This is a genomic window from Caldicellulosiruptoraceae bacterium PP1 (assembly GCA_041320695.1).
In the GTDB taxonomy this organism is placed as follows: Bacteria; Bacillota; Thermoanaerobacteria; order Caldicellulosiruptorales; family Caldicellulosiruptoraceae; genus JBGGOQ01.
On the sequence record JBGGOQ010000002.1, the window covers coordinates 76,235 to 94,217 of the forward strand.

Sequence of the window (17,983 nt, forward strand, 5' to 3'; positions counted from 1 at the left end):
TGCAGGGTTTCAATCCCTTATAGGTAGGCTAAAAACTGATGAAAAATAAATTTTTACTTGTCTGTTATTAGGGTTTCAATCCCTTATAGGTAGGCTAAAAACGTGGCACCAGAACAAACTTTTTATTCATCAGTTAATGTTTCAATCCCTTATAGGTAGGCTAAAAACGCTAAAAAAGGACCTGATAGTGTGGAGTATGGAATGTTTCAATCCCTTATAGGTAGGCTAAAAACGATTGTCAGGTCTGCCACTGTCTTGCTGGCAAGGTAGTTTCAATCCCTTATAGGTAGGCTAAAAACTTGGCAGATGATATATAGCAACCCAACTGATCCAGGTTTCAATCCCTTATAGGTAGGCTAAAAACCTTGTTTGATACATTTGCATGATGGACCACCGACGAGTGTTTCAATCCCTTATAGGTAGGCTAAAAACTGACAGAGAAACAAGGACAAGAAGCATTTTAGATATGTTTCAATCCCTTATAGGTAGGCTAAAAACCGTTTCCCTCATTCTCTTTTCCAACGTCATCACCTCCGTTTCAATCCCTTATAGGTAGGCTAAAAACCTAAAGTTGTCGAGGAAATAAGACAAATGATATCGGCGTTTCAATCCCTTATAGGTAGGCTAAAAACGAGCAACAAAATATTGACTATTCAGTAATTGATATTGCGTTTCAATCCCTTATAGGTAGGCTAAAAACTTCAGCCCAAAAAGTTAAGGAAACTGAACAACAGGTGTTTCAATCCCTTATAGGTAGGCTAAAAACGCCACCAGACAGCGAAATAGAGCGTTTACAACGTTAGTTTCAATCCCTTATAGGTAGGCTAAAAACATGGTTTTCCGGTCATTGGTGTTATCAATTATGATTGTTTCAATCCCTTATAGGTAGGCTAAAAACAATCAACTGAAAATATTATAAGTTTCAGGAAGCGGAGTTTCAATCCCTTATAGGTAGGCTAAAAACACGTAGAGAGCTTGAAAATACTATAGCATATATATACACAATGCATTTTGTAAAAAACCTGTAACAATTAAATTTTACCACTTATTAAAGTATTGTCAAGTATTTGAAGATAAAAAAATTTTCCCGTCGACCTCCAGGGGTTTTTACACTATCTTAGGTCGACGGGATATTTTTTACTACCATTTTAATAAAAATAAATAAACTAATAAATATTTATAAATAAAATTAACTCATGGTAAGCTAAATATTTATGAAAGCGGGTAAATTGACTAAAACTATAAAGCATTAATTGAATATTCATAGCCCATAAACCTATTTATTGAATGTATTGCTGCTCCAATTGCAGAACTAAATTTACCTAACTCTGTTACTTTTATTTCACATGAGGCTCTATTACTTTTTAGTGCCTTTTTTTCGACAATGTCATTTACCTTTGAAAGCAATATATCTTTAAAAAGAATTATATCTCCCCCAAGAATAATCATTCTTGGATTAATCAAATTGATTACACTTGAAATACCAATTGCAGTGTACTTTGATGCAGATTGCAAAACTCTTAAACAAAGTTCATCTCCATCATTAGCACAGTTAACAATATTCTCTAAACTTATCTCATTTATATCAAATCTTTCAAATAGAATACTACTTTCGCCTTGTTTCATATACATTATCATTCTTTTTATAATACTCGGTGTTGAAACCATTGTCTCAAGACAACCGAAGTTACCACACCCACATAAAGGACCATCTTCTTTTACTGTAATATGACCAAGCTCACCCGCATTTCCACTTGTTCCTTTATATAACTGACTGTTTATATATATGCCCGAACCAACGCCGCTTTTTATATTTATAGCCATAAAATTATTGATATTCTTTGCAAGGCCAACATGCTTTTCTGCTATTGCAGAAAGCCTTGATTCGTTTTCGATGGCTATTGTATTTCTAAATATACTGAAAAGAGATTCTTTAATATCAACTTCATTCCAATTTAAGTTGGGTGCAAGTTCAATTTTCTCATCTTTGCTAATTAAACCGGGAATTGATATACCAATTCCTTTTATCATATCTTTTGATAAGTTAAAATTGTTAACAAAATTATTATAAATCTCAATAACATGTTCTATAAATTCAAAAGGACTGAAGGCTGGGGTATTAATCTCAAAGGAGGATAAAACCTTCATATCAAAACTTAATAATACTGTTCTTATAATACCTACATCAATATCAATACCAATAAAATAGCCATAATCAGGATTTAAAGTAACAAGCTGCGAAGGTCTTCCGCCTGTTGATTCAGCAACCCCAGCGTTTAAAATAAGACCTTCATTGAGCATAGAACTTGTTATCTCTGAGATTGTAGTAGGAGTAAGCTTGGTAATATTCTTTATTTCAGCCTTTGAAATAACTCCTGCATTTCTAATTGTGTCAAAAACCTGAAACCTATTTAGCCTTTTCAAAAACTTACTGTTACCAGGTAGTTTCATAAAAAACCCTACTTTGCCTATTCAAACATATATTGATTTAATATAGCTTCGAGTAATTCTTGCTTGCCAGACTTGTTTGTGATTTTTCCAAGATTTAAAGCATATTCTTCAAGCTTTTTGAAATCTGCTTTTCCAGAAACAATATCTAAACCAATGCCTTCTTTATAGCTTGCATATCTTTCTTCAATAAATTTATCAAGAACGCCATCTTTTACTAATTTATGAGCAATCTTAAAGCCTTTCGCGAATGCATCCATACCAGCTATATGAGCTATAAATAGGTCTTCAACTTCAAAAGAACCTCTTCTTACCTTAGCATCAAAGTTAAGGCCACCCTTATCAAATCCACCTGCTTTTATAACCTCATACATAGCAAGAGTGGTCATCTTAATATCTGTTGGGAATTGGTCTGTATCCCATCCAAGCATTGGATCCCCCATGTTAGCATCAATTGAACCAAATAGACCATTTATTCTTGCAAATCTTAATTCATGTTGAAAATCATGATAAGCTAAAGTTGCGTGGTTTGCCTCTATATTCAATTTGAAATACTTATCAAGACCATATTTCTTTAGGAATGCTAAAACATTAGCACCATCAAAATCATATTGATGCTTTGTTGGTTCCTTTGGTTTTGGTTCTATTAAAAATTGTCCGTCAAATCCAATTTCTTTTGCATAGTCAACAGCCATTTGAAGGAATCTTGCAAGGTTATCAAGCTCAAGTTCCATATTAGTATTTAAAAGTGTTTCGTATCCTTCTCTTCCGCCCCAGAATACATAGTTTTCACCGTCAAGCTCTTTGGTTACTTCCATAGCCTTTTTAACCTGTGCTGCAGCATAAGCAAAGACATCTGCATTGCATGAAGTTGCAGCACCATGAACATATCTTGGGTTGGAGAAAAGATTTGCAGTACCCCACAAAAGCTTTGTATTGCTTGTTTTTAGATATTCTTTCATTAATGAAACAATTTCGTCAAGGTTTTTATTGCTTTCTCTTAAATTACTTCCTTCTGGTGCAATGTCTCTATCATGGAAGCAGAAGAAAGGTACATCTAATTTTTCAAAGAATTCAAAAGCTGCTTCAAGTTTTGCCTTTGCTAAATCCATAGGGTCAGAAATGCTATCCCATGGTCTTAACATTGTGCCAACACCAAATGGGTCGCTTCCTGTTCCCATAAATGTATGCCAATAAGCAATCGCAAAACGCATATGTTCTTTCATTGTTTTGCCATCAATAACTTCATCGGGATTATAGTACTTAAATGCTAATGGGTTTGTTGATTTTGGTCCTTCATATTTGATTTTTGGAATATCTTTAAAATATTTACTCATTAATAAAACCTCCATACTTTTTAATATGAAATTAAAAATATCAACAAAAATAATCCATAATTAACGTATACAACAATTAATTTTTATATACTTTTTAATATTAAATTAAAAAGTATATACATATACAATATACCTTTTTATTTATCCTGTCAAGATACAGTTATTTATTTTATAAAATTATATTGAAAATATACAAATAAAATGATAGGATAAGATTACTAAAACGTTTTATCAAGGAGAAGATGATAAAATGATTGAAATGAAAGATGGTAAATTTATTATTGATGGTGAACCAAAGATTGTTATTGCAGGTGAGATTCACTATTATCGTCTTAAAAAAGATGAATGGGAGGATAGGATTGTAAAATTAAAAAACGCTGGTTTAAATGCAGTTGCCTCATACATACCGTGGCTTTGTCATCAATATAAAGAAGATCAACTTGACTTGGAGGGAAAAACCAGACCAGAGCTAAATCTTGCTGAATTTATTGATCTTTGTAAAAAACATGATCTTTATTTCTTTGCAAGGCCAGGGCCTTTTATTATGGCTGAGATGAAAAACGAAGGTATTCCTTACTGGGTTTATGAAAAATACCCTGAAATTATTCCGAAAACATGGGATGGCAAAAAAACTTCATCAAAAATGATTGATTATCTATCGCCTAATTTTCTTATTGAAACAGCAAAATGGTATAAATCATTATCAGAAATATTAAAACCAAGGCTTTACACAAATGGTGGGAATATTATTGCAATTCAATTAGATAATGAAGTAGGAATGTTGCAGTGGGTTAGCAATAATCCTATATTTACTGATAATTCAGTACAAAGATTTATAACTTGGCTTAAATCAAAATATAGTTCGGATGAATTAAGTGAGAGATATCCATTTGATATCGATAATATTGATCTATGCAAAAAGTATTTCATATCACCTCAAGAAAGCTTTGTATTATCATTTATAAACGACTTTGGTTATTTTATGAGAGACTGTTACACAGAATACATTTACAGACTCAAATCAATTTTTGAATCTTTTAATATAAAAAATATTCCTTTTGTTGTAAATATTCATGGAACAAGTAATGGTGGTTGCTATACCTTCCCAATAGGCATCAGTCAGCTTTACAAAACTTATTGTTCTTCTAAAGATATATTTGCGGGGACTGATATTTACATAGGTGATTTATCAATAAACAAGTATCACCAACTTTATATAATTAATTCCATGATGGAGTCTGTCAATAACAATGAACAAATATTATCTTCTGTTGAATTTGAATGTGGAAGCGGAGATTATAACGACTCATATTCTTCAAGATATAGCCCTGCCTCAGCAGATTTAAAAGCCAGATTATGTATTTCACAAGGTTTTAAACTATTTAATTACTACCTATTTTCTGGAGGATATAATTATAGATTAAATCCAGAGCCATACGACGGAAATGGTAGAATTGCCTTTACAGGTGAAAGGCATGGATTTGCTGCACCTATAAATCCTGAAGGTAAACTAAGTTATTCTTATTATAGAACCTCAGAATCGGTAAAAACAATACTTTCACTTCAAAAGCTAATATCAGAGGCTCAGCAAGTAAAAGATGATATTTATTTAGGATTTATTCCCGATTATTATATGACAGAACATTATTACCCTAATAGTTCAAAGAATATAGAGTTTAAAAACAGTTTAGAAAGAGGAAGAACATTAGCTTGGGATGGCATATTAAAGGCTTCCCTTATGTTAGGATACAATTTTGGAACAGTTAACATACAAGATGACGAAATAATAAAAGAAAAATGTAAATTATTAATTGTTCCTTCTGCAAAGTATATGGCAAAGAAAATACAAGAAAAGCTTAAAGCATTTGTATTAAACAAAGGAAGGTTATTCCTTTATGGCGAAATACCAATGTTTGATATGGAAGGAAACAGATGCACAATATTGGCTGATTTATTAGAAGTGTATAATATACAGCAATTAGATGATAATAATGATTATTTCTTATCTGTTTACCCAGAAAGTTGGGCTTCAAATTTGTATGAATCAAGAACCTTTTTTGTTGAGTGCTATGATATTAATAATGCAGATGTATTTCTAAGAGAATATGAAACTAAAAAGGCATGTGGTTTTTCAAAAAATGTTGGCAATGGAGAAGTTTATGCAATAACAACAGGTTATATATGTAACTTGGATTTCTATAAGATGTTTTTTGAAAGGATAAATGTTTTACCAAAGTACTCTCATAATTGTGAATATTATGGTGTTTATATAACTCCACTAAAAAACCAAAATAATGGCATATTTTTGAGTGTAATTAATGTTGACAGGTTTAATAAAAGATTTAATCTATTTGAAAACGGTAAAGTAATGTTTGATGGGCATACATTTGACTTAGAATCTGAAAGAGGTATTTTCTTACCTATCAATATTGATTTACAGTTTTGTAGAATAGTATATTCAACAGCGGAAATTATTGGATTTAGAGATAACCAAATAATCTTTAGAATAGGACAACGCAATGAAAAAATACTTCTAAAAACAGATAGAGAAGTTGAATTAAGTTCAGAATATAAGTTAGAAAAGACTGAAGAAGGTTATTTAATAACAACTCAAATTGATAAAGGAGAATTGGTTATTAATCTTAAATAATATAACAGAGGGGTTGTCCAAAAAGATAATTGGATAACCCCTTTATTAAAATATTTAGTCTTTACTATTTGAGTTTTTCTATCAATTACGAAATAAAAATTAAATAATTTTTTTGAAAACTTTTATTATTAATTATCATTTATTTTTCGTAACCCTGCTAACTCAATACCTTTTTTAACATATTTATTTTTCATAAAAATATCCCATATAAGGCCAGATAAATAATTTTCTATCATAATAATTGTTATACCTTTATCGATACCAATTACATCTGTAGCATACCATTCATTGTCATTTTCAAGATTAAATGAATCTTTAAAGCCATATATACCCCATAACTTAGGGAAATTATTATAGAAGTTTTCTAAAGCCGAAATTGACTCATCAGGTGTGAAAACAATAGAACCAGCACTACCACAAGGTGGAACTGTTCCATCATTACCTAAATGGATTTCTTCTGAATCCTTAGGAGGTGCTCCATAAGAACCACTGTAGCCGTTTGGACCATCACATGCTGTAAGTCCCCACGAATTTGGACCAAATGTTTTGAATTTATCCTGATAGTCTATACAGTATTGCCTATTTGAAAGAGTCGCATATTTTGAATTTTCCCACCAATTGACATTCTGATTGTCAACCATATTTCGGAGATCAAACCAAGCGAAAGAGAACTGATATACAAAAAGCGAACCACCGGGTGAATGGTATATTTCAGGCAAACCATTGTATGATTTTTTGTTCCTTCTAAATGTATAAAACATACTTGGATCCACAGGATATGTAGGTGATGCAAAGCCCAAAAAATACATCATAAACTGCTCAGCACACATATCCCAATAACCTTCAAAGCCTCTTTCTGGTGAGTATCCCATATAAAAATAATTTTTATTAGGATCAGTATACCATTTCCAATTTGTTCTTGCATAAAGAGTTTCAGCTTTTTCTTTTATTTCCCCTCCAAAATACTCTCCTGCTGCAATAGCACCGCATAATAATATTGCTGTATCAATTACAGATATTTCACATTTTCCAATTCTCTTGCCAGTATTCATGTCTACAAAATGATAATAAAATCCATTTATATTTTCTAAATTATTTAATACGGTATCTAAAGTTTTTGCTGTTCTTTTATATGCAGATTGATAATCAACATACCCTCTCTCAACACCTATAATATAAGCTGTTAAACTAAAACCAACTGATGCAATGCTAGCTATATTTTGGTGTGTTGGGTATCTGTCTTTTATCAAACCATATCCTAGGTTGTTTTCATTGGAATTTGCCTCATTCCAGAAAAAATCAAAACTCTTTTTAAGTTCTAACTCTAATAGTTTATTACCCAATAACATGAAATAACCTCCTCAAGAAAAACTCATAATTAAAAATTTAAGCATAATAATTATTTTTTACTTAGTAAAACAATTTATTATAGAAAGTATACAATATATAAAATTAATTTTCAACAAAAATAAATAAAATCGACAAAACAATAATTGCTAAAGCAACAAAAAATTCAATTGTGCAAAATTAACAAAAATATTATATTTTTATTATTAGTTTTTATAGTTGAAAATGAATACTAAAATGTTTTACTATAAATATTGTAATACTAAAATGTTTTAGTAAATGAAAATTATTAAACATAATTAACAACTATGATTTTGAAAGGAATGGAAATAGATGTATGACTTTTTAAAAAATAAATATGGTTATTATGATACTGATACACATGAATATGTAATAACAGAAAAGAATACACCTAAACCATGGATTAATATTATCAGCAACCCTAACTATGGGATATTAATTTCCCAACGTGGTGGTGGCTATTCTTGGTATTTAAATTCGGTTATTAACAGAATAACAAGATGGCGAATTGACCATTCTGAAGATAATTTAGGAAAGTATTTCTTTATTAGAGAAAAAAACAAGGAATGCATTATTCCTCTCTTAGGCGGTCCTCATCAGTTTGAATATGACAGATACCAATGCAGACATGGCTTAGGTTATTCAAAATTTTCAATAGAATCACAAGAAACCCATATTGATACAACTGTTTTTGTTCCAGTAAATGATTCATGTGAAATATATCTAATTAATATACATAATAATTCTAACCAGTCTAAAGACTATTACTTCTATTCTTATATGGAATGGGCATTAGGAAAATATCCGTATGTAAATCCAGAGTTTGAAAAATTATTTAGCATTGTTGAATATAATAATGAAATCAATGCAGTAATTGCCAAGAAGCATTTATGGGACCAAAGAAATAAAAAAGGACAGTATATGAATAGGACTTGGGATTTTGTTGCTGGAATAGCTTCTAATATTAAACCGCTTTATTTTGAATGCGAGAAAGAAAGATTTATAGGTAGATATAGAAACATTACAAATGCAGAGGGTTTATTAAAAGAAAAACTTGAAAATAGTCAAGGTATAAATATAGATCCTATTACTGCAATGCAATTTGAACTTAATTTAGCACCAAATGAAGGTATTGAACTTGTTTTTGTTATTGGCGTTAAAGAAAATCAAGAAGATCTTGTAGAATACTTTGAAAAGTATAGAGATATTAATACTTCTAAAGCTGAACTTGAAAAAGTAAAACACTTTTGGCATGAATATCTTTCAAAAGAAGAACTTTTAACACCAGACCCTTCATTAAATATATTAGCAAACAAATGGCTTAAGTACCAAGCAATATCATGCAGATTATGGGGTAAATCAGCATATTATCAAGACGGTGGTGCTTTTGGTTATAGAGATCAATTACAAGATAGCCAAGTATATCTTGGATTTGATCCACAAAGCACCAAGAAACAGATTTTACTTCATGCTGGACATCAATATAAATCTGGTATTGTAAAACATTGGTGGCATCCATTTTCTGAGGATGGTCCTGATTCTCACCATTCTGATGATTTGTTATGGTTAGTATTTGTCACAAATAATTATATAAATGAAACAGGTGACTTTTCAATCTTAGAACAAAAAGTAGGGTATCTTGATGGTGGCGAAGGCACAGTTTTAGAACACTGTCTTAAATCAATAGAAAAAGTGTTAGAGAGAAGAAGTGAAAGAGGATTACCACTTATTTGCGAAGGTGACTGGAACGACGGTTTAAATGGTGCGGGGATTGATGGGAAAGGCGAGAGTATTTGGCTTGCTCAATTCCTATATTACATTTTGAACCACTTTGTTGTTATATTAAAAAGATATAATAAAGAAGAATTAGCTCAAAAATATGATGTAATTAAAGAAGAATTGAAAAACAAAGTAAATGAACTTGGATGGGATGGAGAATGGTTTATATATGCAACAGATGATAATGGAAACCCAATTGGAAGCAAGATTTGTAAGGAAGGCTATATACACTTAAATACACAAACTTGGGCATTGTTAACTGAAATCTGTGATAATGAAAGAAAAGAAAAGGTAATTGACTCAGTAAAAAAACACCTTATTTATGATGGGGGCCCAGTTTTATTATATCCAGCTTACAGCATACCAACAGAATCAGTTGGTTATATATCAAGATACGCTCCGGGAAGTCGTGAAAATGGCGGTGTTTATACGCATGCTGCTGTATGGTCAATTATATCTTTCTTAAAAATTAAAGATGTTGAAACAGCATTCGAATTAATTGATAAAATAAATCCATTTAAAAGATCATATAAAAATCCTGAACTTTATAAGACTGAACCTTATGTTCTACCAGGAAATAGTGATGGTCCTACTTCAAAAACATATCTTACTGCAGGCTGGACATGGTACACAGGGTCAGCTGCATGGTTTGTAAAAATGGCTGGGTGGTATATAGCTGGTATAAGGCCAAAATTAGACTATATTATAATTGATCCTGTTTTAAAAGAAGATTGGCAGGAATTTCAGTACAAACGAATTATTCGAGGTAAGGAATATAAATTTTATTTTGAAAAAGGCAATTTAGATAGAAAAGTGGTAGAAATAAATAAAGAAACTATTTTAGAGTTTAATAAGGATGAAATAATTACAATTCCTTATTTACAAAATGAAATTAATGAAATAAAAGTTATACTTTAGGTGGTATAACAATGATTAAAGTAAAGAAGATATTAATAATTTTCTTAGTTTTTCTTTTAATGTGTGAAACATTATATGCAAGCAGTCTAAATCAATCAGATAAAAAACTTCTTATAAATTATGCGAAAGCAACATTTGAGTTTATGAAATATGCAACAAACAACAAGACATTTCTACCTTTGGATGCTTTAGTATGGGAAGATGGGAATTACTCCCCTTCCCATACTATACCTGATATATATTCAAAACATAACTATAATACATCCCCTACTAATATAGGATTATACTTATCATCAATAGTTTCAGCGTATGATTTCAAATTTATCACTAAAGATCAAGCAATATCAATGATTAAGAAAACTCTAAACTCAATAAAAAAACTCAAGACATATAATTACAAAGGCGTAAAAACAACCTTTTTATATAATTGGTATGATACTAATTCTTTAGGATTAGGAAAATGGCCAACAGCAAATGGATATAAGATAGATGGAGGAAATATTTCATCTGTTGATAATGGTTGGTATGCTGCTGGTCTTATAGTTACAAAAGAAGCATTTAAGGAATTAGAGAAAGATATAAATCCAATACTTAATGGTATGAAATGGGATATCTTTTTAAGAAAAGATACAAAGAGATTAGCAGTTGTGATAGACCCTAAAACAGGTGAACAGATAGGAGAATATGGGCTTATTGCTACAGAACCAAGAATTGCAAGTTATATAGGAATAATTAAAGGTGATCTTCCAAAAAACCATTGGTGGAATATCAAAAGGGTATTTCATGTTAACTATACAAAAGGTGAATTTATGACAAAAGACAGTACTACCTTCTTTGAGGGATACGAAGAAGTAGATCTATTTCCAGAATCACAAGAAGGCAAATTGTATCATATAGTTCCTTCTTGGGGTGGCAGCATGTTTGAATTTCTTATGCCTTCATTATTTGTAAAAGAGAGAGAGTTAGGGACAAAAGGGCTTGGACTAAATAATAAAGTTGCAGTTCAGATACAAATTGATTGGGCAAAAGGCAACAATTATGACTTATGGGGATTTTCGCCATGTGCAGTTCCTTCACCAAAAGGATATAGTGAGTTTGGTGTTCCAGGAAGTGGAGTTTATAACCATGACTTTTATGGCAATGACCTATATGGATATAGCGATAAGATGCTTGAATATTATGGAGATATAAAACAAGATACGTGGGCAGGAGATCCAGTTGTTACACCTTATGCTTCCTTTTTGGCATTAGAATATATGCCCACTGAAGCATTAGAAAACATCAAAAAGATGGATAGCAAATACAAAGCTTTCTCATCAAAATATGGATTTTGTGATGCAATAAATTTTAAGAAAAAACAAATACATAGAGCATATCTTATGCTGGATAATTCAATGATTTTGCTTAGTTTAAATAATTATCTAAATAATAATGCTATAAAAAATAGATTTCACAAACAAAAAAATATAAATATTATAGAAAATCTTCTCAAAGAAGAAAAAATGGAGGTGGGAATATCAACAAAAAATTAGTCTCTTTATTCTATATTTATTTATTAATTTAATTAATTAAATTAAGGAGGTATTGAAATTGAAAAGGAAGTTGTCTTATCTTATTCTAATGGTGTTTATGCTAAGTTTTGTATTTTCGGGTTTTGCATTTGCAAGTACAGATGCAAAATATGACTACGATCAAGTGGTAAATGTATTATCTGATCTTAACATTGTATATAGTATTTCTAAAGACTATAAATTAGATTCTTATTTGACACGTGCTGAGTTAGCACAATTAGTTACATTTCTTAGTGGTGTTGATGAAGCAACAATAGATAAAGATTTTTCAGATGCTCAGACACCATTTACTGATATTAATGAACATGAATTATATGGTTATATTGCTTATGCAACAAGTAAGCAAATTATGTCTGGTAGAACAGCAAAGGTATTTGCACCAAATGCTCCAGCAACTGTTCAAGAAGTTGCAACTGTTTTACTAAGGCTTTTAGGTGCAAAAATTCCAAATGGCAAATGGCCATATAATTATTTAAAGGTAGCTTTTGATTTAAACATAATACCAACTAATATTAAACTTGGCAGCATACTTAAAAAAGATGCTTATTTAATGGTTTATAATACATTGAAATTAGATAAAACACAGTTTGAAAACACAAAAATATTACAACAAGTAACTGAAGAATATGGCATTGTTACACAAGCTCCAAAGTATGATGAAAAGTTTGTAATAAACGGTAATGAATATGCAGTATCAACAGACAAAGATATATCAGCTTTGATTGGACAAAGAATTATTGCATATCTTGTAAAAAGAAATGTAAAAGATGAAAATTCAAAATGGGAATTAATAGATTTCAAGACTTTTGAAGGATTAAATAGCAGTGTAAGTGTAACATTAGAAAACCCAAATAATAATCAGACAGCAGACAGAGCTTACTATTCAGTAAATGGAGTTGCAAAATCAGTTGATTTAGACAATGTTGTATTAATTTTAAATAATAAGAGAGTTGAATCTCCAACTAATTCAACACTAGCCGGAGCATATGTCTCATTAATTTCTAACGATGGTGATGATTCAACAATTGAATACATTGTTGGAGTAAAATATGACAAGATGATAGTAACAAAGGTTGAAGCAACTACTGCTAAAAATGATAAGAATGAAGACGTTGATGTTACTATAATTACAGGTTTTGATATGAAAACAAAGAAAGAAATATCATTAAAGACAAAAGACTTAATGGTTGTTGAACCAGGAGATATTTATAATTACACAATTAATAATGATGTAATAGAAGAGCTATATGTTGCAGAAGAAAGAGTAGCTGGTACTGTTAAAGGCATTTTAAATGGTCGTATCTTTATAGAAGATGAAGAAGGTGTTATGAATTCATTTATCTTATCTCCAAATTTAGCAATTTTTATAGAACCAGCAAATTATTCAACAGTAACTTTGGATAAACTTCTTGAGGGAGACAAAATAGTTGGGTTAGCAGCAAATGGTGTTCTACAAAGTCTCATTATTAAGTAAAAGAAAGGAAGGTGTTAGATTATGGACAGAAAAAGAATGATGAGGAAAATAAGCATCTTAGTTCTTGCAGTATTTGTTATAGCTATAGTTGGCTCATTTAGCTTTGTTACAAATAAAGCAAATGCAGCTAATGCTCAAAAGGTTGAAATAAAGCTTGCATCATGGGGCGATGAATCTATTAAGATTAAGTATTTTGAAAAAAGATTTCCTAATATAAAAGTTACAATGGATAAATCTATAACATGGCCTTGGGATGAAAAATTAGCAGCAGCAGCAGCTTCAGGAAAACTACCAGATGTATTCTGGCTATTTAATGTTCCTGCAGCGGCAGCTAATGGCTGGGCAGAAGATTTAACACCATATTTAAAAGCTGATAAAGACTATAATCCAGATAGAGTATTCTTGAATGTATTCCAAACTTCAAATTATTTTGGAAAGCAAATAGCTTTACCTCATTCAATGTTTGCTGCAGTAGTTATGTTAAACCTTGATTTATTCCAAAAAGAGAATATTCCTGTTCCAGCAGCAAATTGGAATTTGAATGATTTTAGGAAGGCTGCTATTAAACTTACAAAATTCTCAGAAAAACAATTTGGTGTTGATGGAATAAGCTGGTTTGCAGAAATGTTACCACCACAATTCAATCCAAACCTCGGTTGGAAAACATATGACGGGAAAAACTTCCATTTTGATGATCCTTCATTTGTAAATGCATACAAATGGGCTATTGATTTAAGAAACAATGACAAGGTTTGTATAGATCTTTATCCAAGTTCACAGCAAGATAAATGGTATGGAAAAGGAAAGTGGGCTTGGACATTAGGAAAAGTTGGAATGAGAATTGCTGGTACTTGGGATATGGGTTGGCAAGCAAAATCATTAAAATTCAAATGGGATGTAAGGCCTTTGCCAGGATATAAATCACAAAAGATACCTCTAATATTAGACTTTGTCGGAATGGCAAAAAATTCAAAACACAAAAAAGAAGCATTTGAATTTATTAAATATATAACATATTCAAAACAAGGTTGGATGGATAGAGTTAACTACGAAAAAGCAAGTATTCCATTAGTATCTGACGCTGATGTTTGGAAATTATATCTATCAAAAGGATATGTTGCTCCAGGTATGAAGGATGTATTAAAACTTATAAAGAATGATAGTTTCTTTGATGGTGCAAAATGGGCTGTTGGTTGGCCAGAAATAAGCTGGGATATGTCATCAAAAATCATAGACAAATTCTGGAAAGGTCAAGCAAAGCCTGAAGATGTTCAAGCAGATCTTCAAAAGAGATCAAGTGATCAGATGAAGGTTATATGGGATAAATTAGAAGCAGCAATTAAGAAGAATTATAAATAATTTTAATTTCTCGCCACCTTATAAAAAGGTGGCGAGAAACCATTTATAAGTCAAAAGGGGTAAATTGATATGAAGCAAAAATTAATTGTGATAACTATTTTAATTTCAATGCTATTAAATATATTCTTTGTTACAGCATTTGCAGCAGGCTCAAATGATGATGTAGACAGTTTATTAAATAGTATTTTAGGAGATTCACCAACAAAAACCGAAACAAAAAATAATGTTGAAAAGAAAGAAACTGAAAAAAACATAGTAATCAAAAGGGTTATTGAGGATAATTATAGTACTGTTATTAAAAAATGGGAAAAAGAAGGTAAAAATGATTATAAAGGAAAAGAGATTGTTGTTGATTTTAATAACTTAGTTAACAGTGATAAGGTTACTATTTTAGATAAAGAAAACTGTTTTGGGTATATTGACAAAGCTATTTTATTTGATGAAAAGGCAAAAGAAGTTGAATTCCAAGTTGATATAGATGAAGATGCTTTATATACAATTGCAGTTGATTATTACCCATTAGAACAATCAATAATTCCAATAGAAAGGTCAATTCAAATAAATAACCAATACCAATACTATGAATCAAGAAGGATAGTTTTAGACAAGACATGGAAAGACAAAGATTCTAAATTTGCAAAAGATTCATTAGGTAATGAGATTCAACCAGAACAAAATATGATAAAAAAATGGCAAACAAAAACTATTTACGAAGCTTCATTATTATATGATTCCCCATTAAAATTTCATTTAAATAAAGGAAAGAATACAATTAAATTTATATATATTCGAAATGATATGCTTCTTGGTAGGATTTATCTAAAGCCAGTAGAAGAAGCATCTGATTACAAAGAATACTTAAAGACTATAAATCAGAATAAAAAAGATAATAATAAGGTTCAAATTAAAATAGAGGCTGAACATCCAACATATAGATCTGTTCCATCTATTCAGCCATATCCTGATAATAACCCAAAAGTTACTCCTTATAGATATGGTGTATTAACTTTAAATACAATTGGTGGACAATCATGGGAAAATGGTGGAGATGCTGTTACATATACTTTTAATGTAGAAGATGAAGGGCTTTATAATATTGCAATAAAGTATGTTCAACAACAAAAGATAAATTTACCTTCATATCGAATGATTTTAATTGATAATAAAGTTCCATTTAGTGAACTTAAAAGATATCCATTTTTTTATACCACTAATTGGAAAATGGAAACTCTGTCAGAAAATAATGAGCCTTATTTGATATATCTTTCTAAAGGTATTCATACAATAACACTTATTGCAAACCCTTCACCTTACCAAGAAGTTATTGAGACAATAAGAAAGATAATGAACGATATCAATAATTTATCATTAGAAATAAAAATGGCAACTGGCAATACACAAGATTTTAATAGAGATTGGGATTTATCAAGCCAAATACCAGATTTAATACCAAGATTAAAAAATATAGTAAAAGAATTAAAGGATAAATATAGTATTTTAAAGAAATTGAGTAACAATAAAGAAGGGGATGCAAGGAATCTTATTATATGTACTAACCAGCTTGAAGATATTTTGAAAAATCCTGATGATATAGCTTATAAAATTGATTCTATAACAACAGATCAGGGATCATTGATGTCTATTTTAGGAGACATGTTAATTAAACTACCAGATCAACCATTACAAATAGATAAAATATACATTTACAAAAATGTTAAGTTACAAAATGAGAATGCAAATGTATTGGAAAAATTAAAAGCATCATTTGTAAATTTCTTTCTAACATTTATAAGAGATTACAATCAGATAGGTAAGAATGAAAAGAATTCTATTCAAATATGGGTTAACCGCCCAAGACAATATGTAACATTAATGCAGCAAATGGCAGACCAATATTTTACTACAAAGACTGGAATAAAAGTAACAATGTCACTTATGCCCGACGAAGGAAAGCTTGTCTTAGCTAATGCTGCTAAGAAGAATCCTGATATCGCTATGTCTATTAGCAACTGGCTACCATTTAATCTTGCTTTAAGAAATGCCCTATATAATTTAAGTGAATTTAGTGATTTTAATCAAGTTACAAAGGACTTAACTAAAGGTGCACTTCTTCCTTTTTATTATGATGGCAATTGTTATGCTGTGCCTGAAACTCAGAATTTTTGGGTGTTATTTTATAGAAAAGATATTTTAGATGCATTGAAAATAGATGTACCACAAACTTGGGAAGATGTAATAAAGATTCTACCAACACTTCAACGCTATGGAATGAATTTCTACGTACCTCTGTCTGGGACAGGTGGTTTTAAACCATTTTACGCTACTTTACCTTTTATATATCAGGCAGGAGGAAGATTGTACAGTGACAATGGAGTTACAACAGAAATAGATTCAGAACAATCGTTAAATGGATTTAAACTTATGACTAAACTATTTACAGTTTACAATTTACCTTTACAGGTTCCAAATTTTTATAACCACTTTAGACAGGGCATGTTACCAATAGGTGTTGCAGATTTTAACACATATATTCAACTTTCAGCAGCAGCACCCGAACTTTCAGGATGGTGGAAAATAGCTCCTATGCCAGGAATACGAAATGAGAACGGTGAAATTATTAGGTATGCACCTGGTACAGGTCAAGCTGTTGTTATATTTAAAAATAGCCAAAAGAAAAAGGAAGCTTGGGAATTTATAAAATGGTGGTTATCTACTGATATTCAAAAAAGATTTGGTAACCTTGTTGAAACAATTTATGGTTCTGAATATAAATGGAATACCTCAAATGTTGAAGCATTTAAAGAACTTCAATGGCCTAAGGAAGATTTAGATGTTATTCTTGAACAATGGAAATGGTTAAAAGATGTTATTCATTTTCCAGGGGACTATATGCTTGAAAGAGAAATAAGTAATGCTTGGAACAAAATAGTGTTTGATGGTGCAAATTATCGAGATGCAGTTGAAAGTGCAGTAATCGAGACAAATAGAGAGTTTGCTAAAAAACTAGAGGAATTTGGATTTATGTCAAATGGTAAGCTAATTAAAAAATATAAATTTATTGATAGATAATTAATGTAAA

At 30.6% G+C, this 17,983-nt stretch carries 9 protein-coding genes and 1 CRISPR repeat array (1 of these 10 only partly in view); of the genes, 6 read left to right on the top strand and 3 right to left on the bottom strand.

The window, feature by feature from the left end:
* A CRISPR array of direct repeats spans nt 1-964; the repeat unit is 30 nt; unit sequence GTTTCAATCCCTTATAGGTAGGCTAAAAAC; it begins 983 nt to the left of the window's first position.
* A gap of 275 nt (nt 965-1,239) precedes the next feature.
* Complete coding sequence (locus ACAG39_04110) at nt 1,240-2,451, bottom strand: ROK family protein (GenBank protein ID MEZ0536422.1); 1,212 nt, start codon at nt 2,449-2,451, stop codon at nt 1,240-1,242.
* 17 nt (nt 2,452-2,468) lie between these two features.
* The gene (gene xylA, locus ACAG39_04115) at nt 2,469-3,785 is read right to left on the bottom strand and encodes a xylose isomerase (GenBank protein ID MEZ0536423.1); all 1,317 of its coding nucleotides are present in this window, start codon (nt 3,783-3,785) and stop codon (nt 2,469-2,471) included.
* Nucleotides 3,786-4,035: 250 nt separating this feature from the next.
* Between xylA and ACAG39_04120 the strand changes: the two genes are divergently transcribed.
* Nucleotides 4,036-6,435 carry a beta-galactosidase gene (locus ACAG39_04120; GenBank protein ID MEZ0536424.1) on the top strand — a complete coding sequence of 800 codons (2,400 nt, stop codon included), beginning with the start codon at nt 4,036-4,038 and terminating at the stop codon, nt 6,433-6,435.
* Nucleotides 6,436-6,563: 128 nt separating this feature from the next.
* Here the strand turns inward: ACAG39_04120 and ACAG39_04125 are convergent, their stop codons facing one another.
* Complete coding sequence (locus tag ACAG39_04125) at nt 6,564-7,784, bottom strand: glucoamylase family protein (GenBank protein ID MEZ0536425.1); 1,221 nt, start codon at nt 7,782-7,784, stop codon at nt 6,564-6,566.
* Between the two features lie 331 nt (nt 7,785-8,115).
* On the opposite strand from ACAG39_04125, the gene ACAG39_04130 reads away from it, so the two are divergent.
* From ACAG39_04130 to ACAG39_04150, 5 genes are all read left to right on the top strand, one after another.
* Entirely contained in the window at nt 8,116-10,500 is a 2,385-nt protein-coding gene (locus ACAG39_04130) for a GH36-type glycosyl hydrolase domain-containing protein (protein ID MEZ0536426.1), read from the top strand.
* A gap of 11 nt (nt 10,501-10,511) precedes the next feature.
* Nucleotides 10,512-12,032 (top strand): glucoamylase family protein, encoded by a 1,521-nt coding sequence (locus ACAG39_04135; GenBank protein MEZ0536427.1) that lies wholly within the window; start codon nt 10,512-10,514, stop codon nt 12,030-12,032.
* Between the two features lie 58 nt (nt 12,033-12,090).
* Nucleotides 12,091-13,545 carry an S-layer homology domain-containing protein gene (locus ACAG39_04140; protein MEZ0536428.1) on the top strand — a complete coding sequence of 485 codons (1,455 nt, stop codon included), beginning with the start codon at nt 12,091-12,093 and terminating at the stop codon, nt 13,543-13,545.
* A 21-nt stretch (nt 13,546-13,566) separates the two neighbouring features.
* Complete coding sequence (locus tag ACAG39_04145; protein ID MEZ0536429.1) at nt 13,567-14,904, top strand: ABC transporter substrate-binding protein; 1,338 nt, start codon at nt 13,567-13,569, stop codon at nt 14,902-14,904.
* 69 nt (nt 14,905-14,973) lie between these two features.
* Nucleotides 14,974-17,973: an extracellular solute-binding protein gene (locus ACAG39_04150; protein MEZ0536430.1), complete on the top strand. Its 3,000-nt coding sequence runs from the start codon at nt 14,974-14,976 to the stop codon at nt 17,971-17,973.
* Nucleotides 17,974-17,983: the final 10 nt, after the last annotated feature.